At 52.5% G+C, this 17235-nt stretch carries 18 protein-coding genes; 4 read left to right on the top strand and 14 right to left on the bottom strand.

All coding sequences use genetic code 11. From position 1 onward, the window contains the following. Positions 1–95, top strand: a 95-nt coding sequence (locus ACMV5H_RS21115) for an IS3 family transposase (protein WP_156293548.1), incomplete at its 5' end; no start/stop codon positions are given. Between the two features lie 27 nt (positions 96–122). On the opposite strand, the gene ACMV5H_RS21110 is transcribed toward ACMV5H_RS21115, so the two are convergent. From ACMV5H_RS21110 to ACMV5H_RS21050, 13 genes are all read right to left on the bottom strand, one after another. Continuing rightward, complete coding sequence (locus tag ACMV5H_RS21110) at positions 123–1022, bottom strand: hypothetical protein (protein WP_414822405.1); 900 nt, start codon at positions 1020–1022, stop codon at positions 123–125. Positions 1023–1101: 79 nt separating this feature from the next. Continuing rightward, entirely contained in the window at positions 1102–6921 is a 5820-nt protein-coding gene (locus tag ACMV5H_RS21105; RefSeq protein ID WP_414822404.1) for a phage tail tip protein, read from the bottom strand. 59 nt (positions 6922–6980) lie between these two features. Beyond that, entirely contained in the window at positions 6981–7631 is a 651-nt protein-coding gene (locus ACMV5H_RS21100) for a tail assembly protein (RefSeq protein WP_373368173.1), read from the bottom strand. Continuing rightward, positions 7631–8341, bottom strand: a complete 711-nt coding sequence (locus ACMV5H_RS21095) for a C40 family peptidase (protein WP_179247093.1) — start codon at positions 8339–8341, stop codon at positions 7631–7633. The genes ACMV5H_RS21100 and ACMV5H_RS21095 overlap by 1 nt, the downstream gene beginning before the upstream one ends. A gap of 2 nt (positions 8342–8343) precedes the next feature. Beyond that, positions 8344–9096, bottom strand: coding sequence for a phage minor tail protein L (locus ACMV5H_RS21090; RefSeq protein ID WP_059201583.1), 753 nt, complete (start codon positions 9094–9096; stop codon positions 8344–8346). Between the two features lie 8 nt (positions 9097–9104). After that, positions 9105–9446 carry a phage tail protein gene (locus ACMV5H_RS21085; RefSeq protein ID WP_021807647.1) on the bottom strand — a complete coding sequence of 114 codons (342 nt, stop codon included), beginning with the start codon at positions 9444–9446 and terminating at the stop codon, positions 9105–9107. A 119-nt stretch (positions 9447–9565) separates the two neighbouring features. After that, positions 9566–11863, bottom strand: a complete 2298-nt coding sequence (locus tag ACMV5H_RS21080) for a phage tail tape measure protein (protein WP_414822403.1) — start codon at positions 11861–11863, stop codon at positions 9566–9568. Positions 11864–11920: 57 nt separating this feature from the next. Next, positions 11921–12175, bottom strand: a complete 255-nt coding sequence (locus tag ACMV5H_RS21075; RefSeq protein ID WP_037435565.1) for a DUF1799 domain-containing protein — start codon at positions 12173–12175, stop codon at positions 11921–11923. Between the two features lie 47 nt (positions 12176–12222). Beyond that, entirely contained in the window at positions 12223–12573 is a 351-nt protein-coding gene (locus ACMV5H_RS21070) for a phage tail assembly chaperone (RefSeq protein WP_029711939.1), read from the bottom strand. Positions 12574–12647: 74 nt separating this feature from the next. After that, positions 12648–13310 carry a phage tail protein gene (locus ACMV5H_RS21065; protein ID WP_059201585.1) on the bottom strand — a complete coding sequence of 221 codons (663 nt, stop codon included), beginning with the start codon at positions 13308–13310 and terminating at the stop codon, positions 12648–12650. Positions 13311–13415: 105 nt separating this feature from the next. Next, a complete protein-coding gene (locus ACMV5H_RS21060) occupies positions 13416–13820 on the bottom strand; it encodes a phage tail terminator-like protein (RefSeq protein WP_115160036.1) in 405 nt (134 codons plus the stop codon). 287 nt (positions 13821–14107) lie between these two features. Further along, complete coding sequence (locus ACMV5H_RS21055; RefSeq protein ID WP_021807641.1) at positions 14108–14473, bottom strand: antiterminator Q family protein; 366 nt, start codon at positions 14471–14473, stop codon at positions 14108–14110. Positions 14474–14690: 217 nt separating this feature from the next. Beyond that, a complete protein-coding gene (locus ACMV5H_RS21050) occupies positions 14691–15170 on the bottom strand; it encodes a GNAT family N-acetyltransferase (protein ID WP_179252118.1) in 480 nt (159 codons plus the stop codon). 189 nt (positions 15171–15359) lie between these two features. Here ACMV5H_RS21050 and ACMV5H_RS21045 point away from each other — a divergent pair, with 189 nt between their 5' ends. Further along, positions 15360–15542, top strand: a complete 183-nt coding sequence (locus ACMV5H_RS21045) for a YodC family protein (protein ID WP_021178943.1) — start codon at positions 15360–15362, stop codon at positions 15540–15542. A 105-nt stretch (positions 15543–15647) separates the two neighbouring features. Beyond that, positions 15648–16061 carry a DoxX family protein gene (locus tag ACMV5H_RS21040; protein ID WP_021178944.1) on the top strand — a complete coding sequence of 138 codons (414 nt, stop codon included), beginning with the start codon at positions 15648–15650 and terminating at the stop codon, positions 16059–16061. A 44-nt stretch (positions 16062–16105) separates the two neighbouring features. Here ACMV5H_RS21040 and smrA read toward each other — a convergent pair whose 3' ends face one another. Beyond that, the gene (gene smrA, locus ACMV5H_RS21035) at positions 16106–16678 is read right to left on the bottom strand and encodes a DNA endonuclease SmrA (protein WP_414822402.1); all 573 of its coding nucleotides are present in this window, start codon (positions 16676–16678) and stop codon (positions 16106–16108) included. 177 nt (positions 16679–16855) lie between these two features. Between smrA and ACMV5H_RS21030 the strand changes: the two genes are divergently transcribed. Beyond that, positions 16856–17194 (top strand): MbeD/MobD family mobilization/exclusion protein, encoded by a 339-nt coding sequence (locus ACMV5H_RS21030; protein ID WP_021178945.1) that lies wholly within the window; start codon positions 16856–16858, stop codon positions 17192–17194. Positions 17195–17235: the final 41 nt, after the last annotated feature.

The raw sequence follows: 17235 nt of genomic DNA, 5'->3' as shown, positions 1-17235 counted from the left end.
TTAATTATATCGAGTGCGATTACAATCGCTGGCGTCGCCACAGTGCCTGTGGTGGTCTTAGCCCGGAACAATTTGAAAAACAGAACCTCGCTTAGCCATGTGTCCATTGTTCGTGGGTAAGATCACAGTCCATTAGACAAAGATACGAAACCATCAGGACGGAAAGACGCTGTATTTGTAGTACCATTCCAGCGGATATTCATGGCTCCAGTATCTGTCTGAGCATAAATAGCCCCTTTCTCTACGCCTGAGATATCTTTCAATCTTATCAACAAATTAGGTGTCGTTGCCCCGGCTTGCATAACTTGATCGCCTGTTGATATGAAACCACCAACAGCAGTGATATATCCATTAGGGCTTATTTTTGCTGACAAGTTTGTAGTTGTTCCATTACTGTTCCAAAAGTTCCACCCACCAACTCCGTTCCCCCTGTTGTTAATAAAATCTGTTGCACCATTATAACCTTCTGTATCACCCGCACCAACACGACCCCAACTAACCCATGCTCCCTGCGTTGATGGGGTAAACCCGGTTGTCGCGATAGATGACAATCTGGTTGGTTTTGAAAGCAAGATCGTACTGGCAACTTTCTGATCTTCGGTCAATGTTCTGGATACTGAATCCGACTGGATCTTAGCCAACGTTGGCACCGTTAGTTTTGTACCATCATCCTTGGTAAAGACCATATCCCCAGAGCCAGTGAACCAGCTTACCGTATCATTGCGGCTGCCCTGAAAGAAGGTGAGCATCGCGGCAAAGCGAGCGGAGAACTGGCTGATATCACCTTCATAAGTGGTGATAATCGCATAGCTCTGCCCGTTAGCCGTTGAACCGGCATAGTTGCTATTCAGGGTCAGTGAGGTATTGCTATTCACCTGTTTAACTTCATACAGCTTATTGTCCGGTGCCAGTAAAATCATACCTGGCATCACGCCAAACTTGGCATCGGCCCATGCAGTGCCTGTACCAGTTACGGTTGCGTTATTGGCGGTTAAATTGATAGTGCCTGTTTTGTACCACATAGTTTTACTCCAAATAAATAACCGCACATAGCGGATCACAAATGTAAATTAAGTTACCGTAGTAACACCTAAGATTTAATTACGACTTCACTGCAAATACAGCGATAGACTTTAAATAATTACCATTCTTAGCGGATGCTATATATTGAATCGTTACACTATTATTTGCATAAAGAGGGAAGGAATAAGAATCGCTATCTGTCGCCACTTGCATACTGTAAGTGGATTTTACTGATACAGTTAATCTGCTAACACCATTGGCAAGTATGGATGCACTGGCCGAACCATAATCATAAATAGTTTGGTTATTATTGCTGCCACCGGTTTCATATGATGTTGTATAGGCTGACACCGAGACAATGGGTATAAAAACCGTTCTATCAAATGGTTGAGGTGCGATCGTCACCGAACTACCAACACTAACCGGAACTATTTTTGCTATATCTCCTTCAATCGAACTGGCAACCACCCGTTCAATTGTTGCTGTGCCTTTAATTGTGACATTTTCAAGCGTACCTGAAGTCGCCTCAATATGGCCTCTAGCAGTCACGTTATTAAAAACAGCATCGCCATTTTTATTGACAGCCCAACCAGTTCTTTTATTCCAGTCGTAGTTATTTGACTGGATATAATTCCCTATCTTGGCATTAGTAATCGTCCCATCAGCAATAAACGCCGAGTTAATAAACGTCTGGCCATTTTGCACGGCAAAAGGAGCCGCCACATTACCTTCGTCCTTGGTCACTAACGCAAATCGGTCAGCCCGCACCAGGAATTGCCGGTTCCCCGCGTCATCCACCCCCAATGCCAAACCGGCAACGCTGCTTTCCCCCTTCTTACTGGTTTCCACTTTTACCGACCAGGTTGCTGATACCTTGCCATCCAACGTGGCTTGAGCTTGGCTCACCTGTTGGATCGCCGCCGTACTCTTATCCGCACTCGCCTTCACGTTATCGATACGAGAACTAAGCACACCGTTTGCATCCGCCCGCGCCTGAGATTCCGCTATCAACGCAGATTTGTTTTCACCAACCGCAGAACTTAGCGAGCCTAGTTGCGTAGCCGTGGCCGACTGGTTGCTGGTTACCATTTCCGACAGCGAAGTGATTGCCGAAGCATTAGCACCCACCGCAGAATTCAATGACCCAAGCTCTCTAGCCGTTGCCGATTGGTTATCGGTCACGGTTTTCGATAGTGAGGTAATCGCCGACGTATTGTCACCAGTAGCGGATTGCAAAGCGCCAATTTGCTGAGCCGTCGCGCTATTGCTATCGGTCAGCGTTTGGCTCAGGGCGGTAACCGAAGCCTCATTCGCCCCTGTTCGGCTGGTCAGGTCGTTAATCAGCTTGGCCTGGGCGCTGTCCGTATCCACCAGCACCTGCAGCTGCTGATTGAGTTGGGCATTGTTGTCCCCCACGCTACCTGCCAGCGCTGTCACCTGCTGGGATAACGCCTTGTCAGCTTCCGCACGCACCGTCTGCTCTGTCATCAAGCGCGCATCAACATCACCAAAGCTTGCCCGTAATTCGGTGATCTGCTGCGCCTGGGCGCGCTGATCGTCCGCCATTACGTTCTGCTGGGTTTTGATCGATGCGGTGACCACGTCATTGCTGATAACGTCTTCCGCCTGCTTTAACGACTGTTCGATATCCGCCTTGGCAATGGCTTCAAGCGAGCTGCTAAGTGAAGCCTGCGAACCTGCCGAGTCAGTTTGTGCCTGCTTCAACTCGCCGATCGCCGCGCTGTTTTCGCCAGAGGTCGCCGTTAATGAACCAATCTGCTCCGCCATGGCCGAGTCTTGATTGGCCAACGTCTGCAGCCGATCGTTGATGGCCGCCGTGTTTTGCCCAACGGTGGAATCCAGCGAACTCAATTGCCGAGATAATGCTTCATCCGCCGTGGTCCGCACTTGCGATTCAGCGGCGATCGCCGCTTTATTCTCGCCACTGGCCGCCCCCAGGCCGGTAATTAACGACGCTTGAGCACTGCCGCTATCCACCAGCGCCTGCAAACGCTGATTCACCTCGGCCTGATTACTGCCGACATCTGCGCTCAAATGGTCAAAGCGTTGTGACAAAGCGCCGGTCTCGCTGGCCCTGGTGGTGATCTCCTGCTGTAACTGCGCAGACACATCACCAAAGTTCGCATCCAGCTGCGTGATCTGCTGGGCCTGCGCCTGCTGCCGATCGGCGAAAACGGTTTGCGCCGTGGTTAACCGGGCGCTGCTCTCGTCCAGACGTTGAACATCGTTATCCTGCTTAAGCGCCTGTTCGATATTCGCCTTGGCCGTGGCCTCGAGAGCCTGTTGCAGGCTGGCCGTGCTGCTTTCGGCTTCGGTTTGCGCGATGCCAAGGCGGGTGATGGCCGCCGTGTTTTCCTGGCCGGTAGCCTGGATCACGTCAACCCGTTGGCTCAGCGCACCGTCGGCATCGGCACGGGATTTCGCCTCTGCCTGGATAGCCGCAGTGTTACTGCCCGTGCTGGCCTGCAAACCGGAAATCTGCTGGGCCTGAGCAGAGTCTGTCGCCGCCAGCGTTTTCAGCTGTTGGGTTACATCCGCTCGGTTTTCGCTAAACTCGGAAGTCAGCCCGCTGAGCTGCTGGCCCTGCGTTTTCTGCTGATCGGCCAGCGCTTCGGTTTTCTGCGTAACCTGCGAGTTAACCTTGTCCTGTTCCGTCTTGTTGCTGCCGATTGCCTTGGCGTTGGCAGAAACGTTGGATTCCACCTTAGCCAAAGCAGAATCGGCATCGGCCTGCGCCTGCTCCAGCTTGATAATTAAACCCTGCTGATTATCCGCCGTGGCTTTCACCGAGCTGATATCCTTGGCTAACGCCCCATCGGCATCCACTCGCGCCGCTTGCTCCTGCGCGATTTGTGCGGCGTTCCCTTCGGCCTTGGCAATCACCACGTCTAGCTTGCTGGCCAATTGCTGGTCATCATCCTGCAATTGGGTGATCTGCGAAGCGACCTCAGCCATTGCCGCGTTGGTGTCACCGGTAAGGGCATCGACCTTGGCTTGCAGTTCGGCATCTGCACGCGCCAAGCTGGCTCGGGTGCTGTCAATTTCCCCGCGCGCATCCTTGATATCGCTATTCAGCGCCTCCTGGGCCTGGGAGAGTTTTTGGCGGTTATGCTCAATGGTCAGGCTGTTTTCGATGGCGGCTTTGCCCAGCTGCGTCAAATCCTGTTGCAGCGCGTCGACAGCATTGCTCAGATCGGTATTGCGGCCCGCCAGCTCGGCGTTAACCTTGTTCAGCGCCGCTTGCAGGGTATCGACATCCCCTTGCAGCGCATCCCTGTTCGCCTCGATATCGGCCTGCGCCTGGGCGATCTTCTCGGCCAGATCCTGGACGTTCTGATCCGAAGGCAGGCTGTTGATCTTCTCCAACAGATCTTTGCCCAGTTCGGTCTCGGTAATGCTTTGCGCAATTTGCGCCAGCACCACGTCCGCACTGTCCGAAGCCATCCCACGCACAAACTCGCTCCAGTCGGACTGGTTGCCGGTTTTGTCGGTAAAAGCTGCACGGAAGTACAGCACCTGCCCGGCACGCAAACCCTGCATGTCATAGCGATGCTGCGGATAAGGCACATCGGCCAATAAGCGTTCGTCGGCGAAATCCGCCCGGCTGGCTACCATCAGGGTGGTTTTCAGGCCGTCGGCAGAGTTGTGGCCAAAGCCCCAGGCAAGCTGGATGCCAAACACCACATCCTTGGTTGCCGTCAGCGCAACAATCTTGGGCGGTGCACCCGCTTTTCCTGCCAGATAGCTCGGCTCGGCATGACCCCACTGCGAGGAAACGCCCACCGCATTCACCGCACGCACCCGTACGTCATAGTTACCGGCATAAATACCGTTAACATCAAACCCGAGTGAAGGCGTCGCCCCCACATTTACCCAGTTGCCATTATCTTTGCGCCACTGCGCTTCATAGGTCACCGCGCCTGCGACAGCCCGCCAGTGCACCCGCATTGAGGCAACGTTAATCCCCTGGCTGACGTAGTCGTAGCGCGAGATGGCGATATTCGCCGGAGCAGGCATTGCTCCTGGTGGCGTGACGGTGATTGGCGGCGCATCCAGGCGGATGCCGTTATCGATAAAGGCGTATTTATCCGGATCGTGCTCAACGGCGTTAATGGCGAAGGTGCCATCATCGTTGGACTGGACCGACACCACGCGGAACTGCTGGATCGCCAGGTTGTCGGAATCGATACTCCAGACCGCTTCAGGCTCTGGTTGCTGGCGGAACGGAGCGGTCAGCGTCACCGTAAGCTTGTCTGCCGCGATACTGGCGATAGTGCGAGTTTGTGCCGTGCCGTCCGGCAGATTGACGATCAGGCGATCGCCTTTGCCAAACTCCACTTCACGGTCCAGCACCACCACGCGATCCTGCGCGGAATGGATGCGCCCGCCGTTGGTCTTGCCTGCCAGCATGGCATCCGCAATGCCGATGATCCGAGCTGGCAGCGGGATATTGCCGTCCAACCCGACGGTAAAGCTGACGGTACGATCTTTGGCGTTACTCAGGATCGCCCAGCGCCCACGGCGGTGAGCCTCGGTGCGCCGCGTACAGCCAATGGCGGTGATTTCAGTCTGGTTAACGCCGTAGCGCTTCACCAGTTCGTTATCGTAAGCCGCTTCCACCGCGTCGGCATAATGGTTGGCCGGATCGCCCCATTTCACCAGCGCCGAGGTATAGCGATTCTTGTAAGAACCCGACGCATAGGCAAATTCACCGCCAATGACGTTGGCCCGTGAATAGACGAAATCCACATCGCGCGGCATATCCGCATAGGCAAACAGCTGGTCGTTGCCCCAGTAGGTAATGCCGCGGAAGATGGCGGCGATATCACGCAATACGGTGTAGGCATCCTGCTGAGACTGGATATACACGTCGCACAGGAAACGCGGTTCTTTGCCCCCGCCCCCCAGACCATCATCAATCAGCTCATCGCAATACTGCGCGATGCTGTACAGCCCCCATTTGTCGATCTCGGCGGCGCTCACCCGGTTGCCTAAGCCGTAATTCTTGTCCAGCGCGATATCGTAAAATACCCAGGCCGGGTTGCTGCTCCAGGCCCATTTAAAGCTGCCATCCCAATTGCCGCTGTAGGTTCGCGCCAGCGGATCATAGTTGGCCGGCACGCGAATGATTTTGCCCTTTGGCTTGAGCGTAATTTTCGGCACTGAGCTGAACTGCTGGGCATCGAATTCGATAAACAGCAAGGCGGTGTTGGGATAGCGGAACTTGGCGTCCACGATCTCGGTGTAGGTCTGGATCTGGGTAGTGTTTACCAGTTTGCTGCTAGTGGAGTCCGGAGTGATGCGCTTGATGCGCAGCGTCCAGCTGGTGGTTGCCTTAGGTAGATTAATCCGGTGATCGCGCTCGTACAGGCTGGTGGTTTTACCCTTTAGCGTGCCGGTGACCACGGTTTGATAGGCTCCGCCGTCGGTGGAAAGCTCAATCAGATATTCAACCTGCGAACCGTTCATATCGCCGTTATCTTCCTGCTGGAACAGCGCAGGGAAGCCCATGCGTATGCGCAGCGCGTCGATATCGGTTCGGGTGAAGGTTTTGGTCCAGACGTTAGTGGTGGTCAGCTTGACGTTGACCGGCGTTTCAGACTCCACATCCGGCATGCCCTGGATATAATCCTGAGTCTGGGTGCCGTTACGTACCTCCCACTTCAGGCCGGTAAAGTTTTCACTGCCATCGGGGTTATGCACCGGGGTGCCGTCGAGCAGGATGCGGGTGCCGTCTAACTCACCGGCAATTTCCCCTTCAGACAGCGCCAGCAGGATTTTGATTTTAGCGTTGGACTGCAAATCATCGGGAGCTTCAACCGGCGTATGCGCCGATCCACCACCGCCCTTGCGCCCATGAATAAGTGTCTTTGTCATATCACGCCCATAAAAAAAGGCCGCGAGTGCGACCTAAAGAAAAATGCCCTAAAGGGGCGTTATTGCTGATTTTCGGCGTAAATACCGGCGGAAATCACCGCGCCACCGATTTCCCGCTCGCCGTACAGCACCGGCACTGGGTAGCCCTGCGCCGTGGTGTTGACCGGTGAGCCAAAGGCATAGGACGGTTTGTTTTCTACCGATTGGGAAGAGGACATGCCGAAGTTCGGCTGTGGCGTCATCAGTTGCATGACACCACCAAGTACCATCGTTGAACCCAGCAGGGTTAAGTTGGTAACAGCCGCCACAGCGGAGGCACTGAGTGTCGCTGTCGCTCCCGACGCGCCAAGTGCACCACTCCAAGCACTCAACGACCAACCTGCGGTGTAGAATGCCCCGACCAACGCCGCCACGCCGATGACAATCTGGAACATCCCGCCACGCTTACTCCCGGCAATCACCGGCATAATGCGGATATCGGCGTTGCCTTTGGAGGTAGCAAACTCGGCCAGGCCGATATTCTGCGAGCCATTGAAGAAGGCAAACTGCACGCCGTCCTTATGGGCATTCATCATAAAGCTCTCAAATCCGGGCAAGGTGATACACAGAGCCCGCAGCGCTTCGCGCGTATCCGCCACCACCAGCCGATGAGTTTTACCGAACTTTTTGCCCAGTTGGCCACCCAACCGGATCAGTCTTGTTGTTTGCATCATAGAAGCTCCTTTCGGCGGACTACGCGTACCGTCCGCTCCTGAAAATATCCGCTGTAGGGATAACGCTGGCTGAGCTGGCCGAACAGGTGATGCAGCATCACGCCGTCTCCCAGATAGATGCCCGCGTGGTTGGTGACCGGGGCTGAAACCTGCATCATGATCATGTCGCCCGCGCGCATCGGCCCCTGAAATTCTCGGAACCCTTCGGCGTACCAATGATCGTCATACAGGCGGGTTTTGCCGTCGATCCACCATTCATGTTCTACCGAGTAATCGTTCAGCGCGATGCCGTGTTCGTGGCGATAATAATCCCGGATCAATGACCAGCAGTCGGCATGCCCCAACAGCCAACTGCGCCCAACCAACGGGCGCTCACCGCGTGGCACAACTTCGGTGTAATCCCCTTCCGGCCACGAGACGATGCCCCAGACAATGCCCGAGTGATCGCACTGCAGGCGATCCATCTCCGAAGGGATCAACACGGGCACATCTGGGTGGCTGTGGATGATGCGAATGATCTCGCCTTGATCCTCCGCCTGCGCGTATTCCTGGGGGGAAATGACAAAGTTATCCAACGCGTTTTCCGCCACATTGCGGCACGGCAGATAACGCGCCTTACGCCCGTTCTGCACCACAAAACCGCAGGACTCATTGGGATACTCCGCTGCGGCATGCTCACAGATGGCCTGCATGATTTCAGCCTGCATCATTACCTCCCCAACAGGTTGGAGCCTGGGAACCCGCCAAAGGCCAGGGGTTGCGCATCACCAAAGCGTTTTTTGCAGGAGGACACCCGGCCACCACAGACGTCCAACGCCGGATCGTCGATCGGTTCATCGTCCTTATCAAAACAGGCTCCGCCGCTGTAATCGCAACCCCTGCCGCTGCGGTACCAACCCCGTATGCACCAGGTGCAAAGCCCGTGAATTTGCCGCGAGGGCAATTGTTGGCCTTGCAGATCGAACGGTGTGCAGAGCTGGAACTCCACCACGCTGTTGGTTTCGGTGCTTTTGCTGTCAATGTAGAAAACCTGCACTCGCTCCTGCGAAGCATCGGCAAGGGCGTTACCCTCGGGGAAGTTGACCGCATCCAGGTATTTGGCAAAGGTGTCATGCACCCGCACTTTCGCCTGCACCATGTCGTTGAAGGTCAGGCACAGTGAGGACACCAGATTGCTGAGGTTGGCGACGCTGAGCCTGGGCGTTGGTTGCGAACCATCGCTGGTTGCTGCCAGGCCGGTGATCTCGTAGGGATAGGCTTCATACTCGTTTCCCTGCCACCAGATCGATTTTGGTTTCAGCCGCTGGGCATCGTTGCCCGCCGCCGCGATCTCGGCCTGAGTGTGGGGAATATTGTGCGCATGAAAGCGCATGATGGCCGCGCCAAAGGCGGTGCCATCAATTTCAATCAGCTGGATCAGTTCCCCAGGCGCCAGCTTTTGTACTTCACTGTTAAATGACATGATTGCACCTATACGCCGAAGGCTTGTTCAAAGGCAAAACTCAACGCCTCCACATTGCGCGCAAGCGGTGTGACGGAGATTGAATCCGATTTCACGCGAAATAGCGCTTTCTTGCCGTTGGGCGGCGTCCAGAAAAAGGCTACGAGCACGTGTTTATTTAAAAAGGCCAGCATCGACTGGGTCACGGCCGGATGGCCGGTATAGGCCAACTGCCACTGCTGCACCGCCTGGTTCAGCCCGTTGCTGCTGACCTGTTTATAGCCGTCGCCGAACTGCGCACTTCTGACGTTATGGACAAAGTTACCGCTAGGCGAGGCCTGGGTTTGCCATTGGAAAGTATCGATAAGCATAAAGACTCCGAGCAGTAATAACCGTCAGTCACAGGGCCAGACATTGCCCCCGATAAGGAGCGATTGGTCAGGCCTGATGCCAGACTACGGTTATTACTATTGATAATTGATAAGGAGATTCAGCGAGCCGCTGAGGCGTTCCAGATCAGGCCGCCCGGCTTAAGCTCTTTGCCCAAACGTTCGGTGATCGCCTGATTAACGATGCCCTGCACCAGCTTGCCCATGCCGTCACCGACAGAGGAGCTATTGGCCGCATTCGCGGAGCCGTCATTGTTCATTACTACGGTGCTGTTGACCGTAATACCGCCCCCCTGCTCTGCTGCCAGGCCGTACATCGGGGCTTTGTTGCCGCCCACCAGCCCCCCCTCCGCATAGCCGCGCATCATGGCATAGAGATTGCCCACGCCGATCCGCTGGGTGGCTTCTTTGGTCATCACGAACTCGCCACGGTGTACCACGCCCGCCTGATCGTATTTGCCGCCGTCACCGGTATAACCACCGCTGGATTTGCCTGTTGCTGCAGCCGATGGGTTAATCCAACCCATTGCTTTTTGGATGACAAAAGCTACCAGCAGTTGGTTAATCACCTGGATAATCATTTTCAGGATTGAGGCGGTAAACTCTTGGAAGTTGGCTTTGCCAGTGGTCACCATGCTGGTAAGCATGTCTGATAAACCGCTAAAGGTCGCTTGGCCGATATTGGCCATTGAATCATACACATTGGTCGCAGAGTCCAGATATTCGTTCCAACCTTTTTGTGCTCCATCAAGCCAACTACCACGAATTTTGTCCTCAGCCGCATGGTAGTCTGTGAGAGCTTTTAATTGGCCCTCATAATCCTCACCTGACGTCTTTCCTCCTTTTTGAATCCATTCATCATTAAACTGAGTAACACTTGCCTCACGCTGGGCAATTCGATTACTTTTACCTGCGCTATAAACTAAACCCCTCTGTCGCTTACTCATGTTTTTTATATAGTCAGATGAAGATTGCTTAAGTAGTTCTTGTGTATCTGGAACAGTTGGAGCTACAACTCTAACTGTAGGAGTCTGCACTACTTTATTCTGGGCTATATTTTTATGAGTGTTTGGATATACTGTTACTGACGGTTTATTTCGAACCGCAGCCCTGGCATCATGCTCTTTTTTTAACTTCTCTATGGCTGACTTCTGTTCAACATTCCCTGCCGAAGTAGATGCAGAAGAATCGTTAATTAAATTAACAACCTGTTCCAGAAGCCAAACTTCACCTTCAGCATCTGAAATTATCTTCTTTTTATCTACGATTGGTCGAGAATCAGTACCATAGTCTGGACTCGATTTCGCATCAATATCCCGATACTTTTCTAAATTATTTTTTACATTAATGACATTCTTATTAGCGGCTTCAAGTTGTTCTGAAAGGGTGTCATCCCGACCAATTCCCTTCATCATATTCCATAATGAGCTCCAGCTAGACTTAGCTATAAGAACAGCTTTATCTATATACCCTAAATTTTCTACTAATTTATTTGCTCGTTCTTCGAAAGTAATTGCTGTCTTTTGTGCAATTAAGTCGCTAGCTTCTGCAACCTTCCCTTGTTCTTCCAACTGAAGAATATGTTCAAATTCAGCGACAGACAAATAATTATAGGCTTTATTTAATTCATAAGCACTGGTTATTGGATCGGTAAATATTTTCTTATACGCATTGATAGCCTGCTCTGCGGTCTGACCGGTAGCTTGTTGTAGCGCCAAGACTCCTTTTGTTACCCCGTCAATTTGCTCACCGGAGAATGCACCAGTTCCAACTATTTTTGCTATGGTTTCAGAGGCGGTATCCATACCGCCACCCAAATCAGCATATTTACGCGCCAAATCCTGTAATTGCTCCGAGCTCTTCCCTGCATAATTACCGGTTAGGATTAACTGCCTGTTAAATTCTTCAGACTCTTTTGCACCTTGATAATATGCGGTACCAAGCAATGCGATTGAACCCACAGTTAAAGCAACCGGAGCAGCCATCCTTCCTAATGGAGCAAGTACTTTCTGCACCTGATCATAGGTATCTACTAGCTGTGAACCTTGGTCCAAAGCCTCTTTCCAACCAAAATCTCCAGAGGTAGAGCCAGAAATGGAAGCTGTATTCGAAGCTTGTCCCTGCATCCCTTCCAGCGCTTGCCGGTATTCTTCTATTGCTGCAGTGCTTCTTCTCAAGTTAATTATAAAAGCATTGGTACTCTCTCCTAGCTGAGACAGTTGTCTACCAATATTGCTATAACGGCTGATCTCCTGCATTCCGCCGCGTAACGTACGATTTAACATTTCGAATCGTCCCGTTGCCACAGAAATGTTGCTTTGCAAATCAACCAGATCTCTATTAGCCCGCTGCAAATCACTGGCATTAACACGCAGCGTCATAGTTGTAATATCTGCCATGCCTTACTCCTGGCTATAACAATAAAGCCAGCTCAAGGCTGGCATCATCGCAGACGATTATTTTTGGTGGATCACCTTAAGCGCTGCGGTTTCCATAATTCGGATGTCATTTAACACGCTTGCTTCATCCTCCACGGCATAAACCCGCATTAACCAGGGAAGGCAATTGTAATCTAACCCCGTAATACCTCCCATACCGGTACGCCATTGGGTTGCCATCGCCTGAAAAAGTTGGAATGCAGGCTGCATATCCGGCCAAACATCGAGAACGGTTGTTTCATAGTCATCGGGAGATAGACCAAATGCGGCCAGTTCTTCACGGGGCGTTTCCGGCGAATAGAAGGCTTCAGCAAGCGCGATTAGTTTTTTTCTCGTACCGCCATCAGCTCTTTGGTATAAGCCGTAGCGATAGCATCAAAAGCACGTGGATAGTTGTCCAGTAAAGTGATTAGACTTTCCTGATTCAACTCATCGGGTAAAGTCCAAGTAGCGCAGATCTCACGTAAGAAGTCGGCCATCGGTAGATTGCTATAGTTGCCAGAGCTCAACTGCTCTTCGCTGGCCTCACGAAGCGCTTTCTCCAGTTTTTCCAATTCACTGCGCTTTTTGTGTTTGAAAGTAAACGTCAATACCCCATCACTGTCACCTGCGCGAGGAATGCTAACGTCGACTTTAAAGGTTGGATTCGGTGTCAGGTTAAATTCGGTCATGATTATCTCTCTATCGTTAAATAATTCGGCAAAAAAATCGAGCCCGAAAAATATCGGGCTCGCTGATGGACTGTTTAAGCAGTCACTTTGTAGAACGTCATATCGCAAGACTGCACCGCCAGCGCCACCTGTACGGTTTCAACCTGGTTAACCGCGGTGGTCGGTTGCGGATCAAACGCAGGTACCGCAGACCAGTAGCGCAGCTCCTTGGCTTTTGGCACGTGCATGTAGAACGCCAGCGTGACGCCATTGCGATCGGCATCCTGCAGCAGGCTGTAGATCGGCTGAGAAGCATCGTGCGCAAAGGTAAAGGTCTGCGTTTTGGCCGCTTTAAAGGTGGCCAGGTTACGCTGACGATCGTCTTCCAGGAACTGTACCTGCACGTATTGCTGATCGCCGCCAGACTGCGCTACCTCGGTGATCTGAGGAATTTGCGTCCAGTTGGCGATCTTCTGCAAGGAGCCTTTGCCGCCACCGGCCGGGAAGAAACTTACGTCGGTAGTATTGATGGCACCAATGGTGATACTGGTATCCACTTGGGCAGTGATCTTGGCCACCAGGCTGTCGATCAGGCCCCAACCAGAGCGTACCATTACGATGTCACCCACTTTCAGAGTGTGGCCGGTGGCCACGGTAAATACGGCGCCGTTAGCATTGCTGACTGCGGTAGTGACTACGCCTGGTGCTGTTGGCGCGCCAGCAAATACGGTGGCGCCATTTGGTAATGCAAAACCCATGGTAATTCTCCAATTTCAGATATAAAAAAACCGCCGGATGGCGGTAGGCTTGGTTTACTTGCTGGAGAGTTCCCCCCCAGCGATGTTGACTACACTATTGTGGCATTAATACCCGGCCCAATAACCGATGGTGACCGGCAGGGTATATAATTCATCTTTGGCAATCGCTGGCAGGATATTGCCACCAGCGTTGACATAACAGTTAAAAGCATCGTCCGCCAGCACCAATCCCCTGGGGAATAATGAAATTATCTCTTCCGCCAGTTGATAGCCAGTTTTCGCGCCCGTCCCTTTCTTCATCACAATATTAACCTGATAATTCCCGCTGTAGGTCTGCACCTCCTGGGAAATACCTAACGCCACCGCAGGCTCCGGAGCAATAAACGGTTCCAGATGAAGATCGTCATCCGCCGTAAACGTCACGTTTGCCAAGGTGTATTTAATATTTTTCTCTTCAGCCCAGGCCGTTAACCTGGACTCAAATAAATCATTGATACGCAAGGTGCTCATGGCGCCTCCTGATTGAACCCTATTGATAAGAGTGCATCACCTTGGGTTAAACCAGTAATAGCACTCTAGCTGATATAATTCGTAGCGAGAAGTTTATTTTAAAAAATATTTTTACCAACTGCGAAACGCAATAACCACGCTATCAACTTACTAGATAAAACTCGTAGCGAATAGATTTTTATTAAATTATTTTTCGCCATTAATTTAAAATAACAAAACCACCCCGCATTGCGGGGTAGTAATTACTTCAATTTAAAAATTCTTTATTTTTTATTATCGGTCATCGTTTATCTATCCATTTCCAAACGAATATTCTGGCTGACCAGACAACCCTCGATAAAACTTTCTGCCACCTGCATCTGTTGCCTTACCCGGCCTTCCGAACATTTCCAGCCGCGAGCAATGGCGGACTTCGATTGCCCGTAAACGTAGTAACGCAAGATCAGTTCCAACTCCTCCGGCTGACGTAGGGCCTGCAGGTGAGCAACGGCGCGATCAACGACCAAGCCGTCCTCGTCACAGCAAGAGGCCTGCTGTTTGCTACTGCCCGGCAGCAACCCTTTAAAACCGGCGGCGATATGCGAATATCCCAGAGAAGAACTTTCCCGTGCCCACACGCCCCAACGCCCCAAAACCTGTTGAATGTCCCGCATAAGACCTCCTTATTTTTATTGGCTCTAGTGTAACCAGACGAGGCAAAGCCGCCCATCGATGGGTGTTGTAGGAAACCTCACAGGACAAAGCAGGGGATAAACCGAGCAGAAAATGAAGGTATTGGTGCAGCACTATGACGGGAGGATAGCGCCAGCGGTGGAAAAAACATTAAATCTCAATCTTCGGAGGAGATGCCTCCCCCGAAACGGGCGCAGATCAAGACATGGCAAACTGCTCGAGTACCTTGCCTTCCATACGATAGCGCACCCATTCATCTTGCGGAGCCGCACCAATGCTGAGATAGAAATCAATCGCTGGCTGATTCCAGTCCAGCACGCTCCATTCCAGGCGTCCGCAACGGCGCTCGCAAGCAAGCTGAGCGATATGGCGCAGCAAGGCTTTGCCCGTTCCCGCCCCACGGAACTTGGGTGTGATGTACAAATCTTCCAGATAGATGCCGTTTTTACCCAGCCAGGTCGAGTAGCTCATAAAGAACACCGCATAGCCTGCTGGCTCGCCGTTGACACTGCAAATCAGCGCCTCTGCGCAGGCGTTGGGGCCAAACAGGCTTTCCTCGATCTCTGCCTGGTTGGTACGCACCTCATCACGAGCCTTTTCGTACACGGCCAGCTCGATGATCATATCCAGAATTAGCTTGGCATCGGCTTTCACCGCCGCGCGAATTTCAATTGTCATGATGTTCCCTAAATAGCGTGATTTTCCTGCTTCCAGCATAATACTTAACCAATTCAGGCACAAACGGCAATTTATCGGGCATCTAAGCAGGCCCCCCCCTGCGTAAGATGGCAGTTGAGGAATGTTTATAGAGGGATCCCTCCGGTCTCCTATACTCAGTTTTCCCCCTAACAGATCTGGAGAAACGATATGTCATTTAGCGTGGGTGATTTTGTGCAGCGTAAAACCGGTGGGCCAAAAATGACCGTTATCGAAGAGGATGGAGAGGCGCTGATATGCAGTTGGGTCGAACTGGGGGTAGAGCAACGCACCGAGGTGCAGGCCAACGAAGTGAACCCCTATCACGAAGACGACGACTTCGGCGTCTGCTGATATTCCGTGAGCTCTCTCACGCCATCTCCCTAGATAAAATGTGAAGTTGATCTAGTATTTACCAGGTACAGCAACCTATTTTGGGTAGTGGTTAAGGGGTTCACAATGAGCGAAAGTGTAAAAGACGGCACCATTCTGTTGGCCAGAATTTTGCTGATGATCCTGTTTCTGATTTTCGGTTGGATGAAGCTGACCAACTTTGGTGCCACGGTCACGGCGATGGAGGGCTACGGTACGCCAATGCCTTACCTGGCCGCGGTTGTCGCCGTGGTGGTGGAGTTCATTTTCGGTATCTTCATCGTGCTGGGGGCCTTCACCCGGCCGATAGCCATCATTTATGCGCTTTATGTGCTGGGTACCGCCTTTATCGGCCACCCGTTCTGGCGTTTTAGCGGGGCAGAAATGATCGGCAACGAAATCAACTTCTTTAAAAACATCAGTATTATCGCCGGTCTGCTGCTGCTTGCCGTCACCGGTGCTGGCCGTTACTCTCTGGATTATAAGTGGTTTAAACGCTAGCTCTCCCCTGTGGCGGCGCTCCCCTGCGCCGCCATGCTCATACCTTAGCGGCTATGTTTGGCATGCCGTTCGAAGTTATCCGCCTTGGCAGCAGCAGACTTACGCAAGGTGACATAGCACGCCCCTTCACCACCGTCACGTGGCAGTGCCCGGCAAAACGCCTGCACCTGCTCAAACTGCCCCAGCCATTTGGCCAGGTAGCTGCGGATGATGTTCGGATGGCTTTGATCTGTCCGCCCACGGCCATGCACAATCAGCAACGAACGCAGGCTGTCTTTCTCCGCCTGGATGATAAAGCGGAACAGCGCCTGGCGGCAGTTCTCGACCGGCTGACGCAACAGGTTGAGGCTGACCTGTGGTGGATAGTGGCCGTGACGCAGCTTGTCTAGCACCCCTTGCTGAATACCTTCGCCCTTATATTCCAGCGGGATATCGCAGGGAATAATGTCCAGAAAGCCGGTGCTGAGGAAGTTCTCCAACTGTAACGCCTGAGCTTCCCGGCGAGCACGTTTATCGACGGGATCCTGCGCCTTGAGGTACAGCGTGGATTGCCCCGCGGATAACGGCCTCACATCGGCCATCGCCTGGGCAAAAAAATCGTTCTCTTCGTTGCTCATTTCACATCACTCTCGGGAGATTTCACCCACCGGCGGACTATTGCTTTTAGTGGGAATGGCTTGATTGTAAGACGCCTTGCCAGGGTTGCAAGTAAGGAATTGACGGCAACGGGTGAGGTTGTGAGCGGTTTTCGTTATACTGCAGGCCATTATTGAGTGCCGCAAAGGATCCAACCCATGAATATGCGCGAGCTGGAAATCCAGTTTCAGAATGCAATGAATGAGTTACAAGCCAGCTTCGAACAGCAGCACCGTGAATGGCAACAAAGCTACCAGGCTCTGCAACAGCAGCTGGCCGAAGCGCAACGGCGTGAAATCGCGCTGCGCATGCAGAATGAACAGCTGGTCAACAAACTAAGCACCGCCAGTTCGGTGCCGGAACAGCATGCCCTGGTCAAGCAGATCAAGATGCTGGGTGCCCATTTGGATGCGCTGGCACAAGATGCCGCCACCTTTAATCGCCATGTCCATAATAAACAACGGGCCGCAGACAATTTCAGCGGCGAGCAACACTGACAATTTCGGGCGCGGATGCTGCGCACCAAGACGGTAAAAAT

The organism is Serratia sp. N21D137 (assembly GCF_047530005.1).
In the GTDB taxonomy this organism is placed as follows: domain Bacteria; phylum Pseudomonadota; class Gammaproteobacteria; order Enterobacterales; family Enterobacteriaceae; genus Chania; species Chania fonticola_B.
This window is presented reverse-complemented; position numbering and strand designations above follow the sequence as displayed.

Bases quoted from the DNA above. Each gene is read 5' to 3' on its own strand.
- ACMV5H_RS21110 (WP_414822405.1), bottom strand. From the start codon at position 1,022: ATGTGGTACAAAACAGGCACTATCAATTTAACCGCCAATAACGCAACC.
- ACMV5H_RS21105 (WP_414822404.1), bottom strand. From the start codon at position 6,921: ATGACAAAGACACTTATTCATGGGCGCAAGGGCGGTGGTGGATCGGCG.
- ACMV5H_RS21100 (WP_373368173.1), bottom strand. From the start codon at position 7,631: ATGCAAACAACAAGACTGATCCGGTTGGGTGGCCAACTGGGCAAAAAG.
- ACMV5H_RS21095 (WP_179247093.1), bottom strand. From the start codon at position 8,341: ATGCAGGCTGAAATCATGCAGGCCATCTGTGAGCATGCCGCAGCGGAG.
- ACMV5H_RS21090 (WP_059201583.1), bottom strand. From the start codon at position 9,096: ATGTCATTTAACAGTGAAGTACAAAAGCTGGCGCCTGGGGAACTGATC.
- ACMV5H_RS21085 (WP_021807647.1), bottom strand. From the start codon at position 9,446: ATGCTTATCGATACTTTCCAATGGCAAACCCAGGCCTCGCCTAGCGGT.
- ACMV5H_RS21080 (WP_414822403.1), bottom strand. From the start codon at position 11,863: ATGGCAGATATTACAACTATGACGCTGCGTGTTAATGCCAGTGATTTG.
- ACMV5H_RS21070 (WP_029711939.1), bottom strand. From the start codon at position 12,573: ATGACCGAATTTAACCTGACACCGAATCCAACCTTTAAAGTCGACGTT.
- ACMV5H_RS21065 (WP_059201585.1), bottom strand. From the start codon at position 13,310: ATGGGTTTTGCATTACCAAATGGCGCCACCGTATTTGCTGGCGCGCCA.
- ACMV5H_RS21060 (WP_115160036.1), bottom strand. From the start codon at position 13,820: ATGAGCACCTTGCGTATCAATGATTTATTTGAGTCCAGGTTAACGGCC.
- ACMV5H_RS21055 (WP_021807641.1), bottom strand. From the start codon at position 14,473: ATGCGGGACATTCAACAGGTTTTGGGGCGTTGGGGCGTGTGGGCACGG.
- ACMV5H_RS21050 (WP_179252118.1), bottom strand. From the start codon at position 15,170: ATGACAATTGAAATTCGCGCGGCGGTGAAAGCCGATGCCAAGCTAATT.
- ACMV5H_RS21045 (WP_021178943.1), top strand. From the start codon at position 15,360: ATGTCATTTAGCGTGGGTGATTTTGTGCAGCGTAAAACCGGTGGGCCA.
- ACMV5H_RS21040 (WP_021178944.1), top strand. From the start codon at position 15,648: ATGAGCGAAAGTGTAAAAGACGGCACCATTCTGTTGGCCAGAATTTTG.
- smrA (WP_414822402.1), bottom strand. From the start codon at position 16,678: ATGAGCAACGAAGAGAACGATTTTTTTGCCCAGGCGATGGCCGATGTG.
- ACMV5H_RS21030 (WP_021178945.1), top strand. From the start codon at position 16,856: ATGAATATGCGCGAGCTGGAAATCCAGTTTCAGAATGCAATGAATGAG.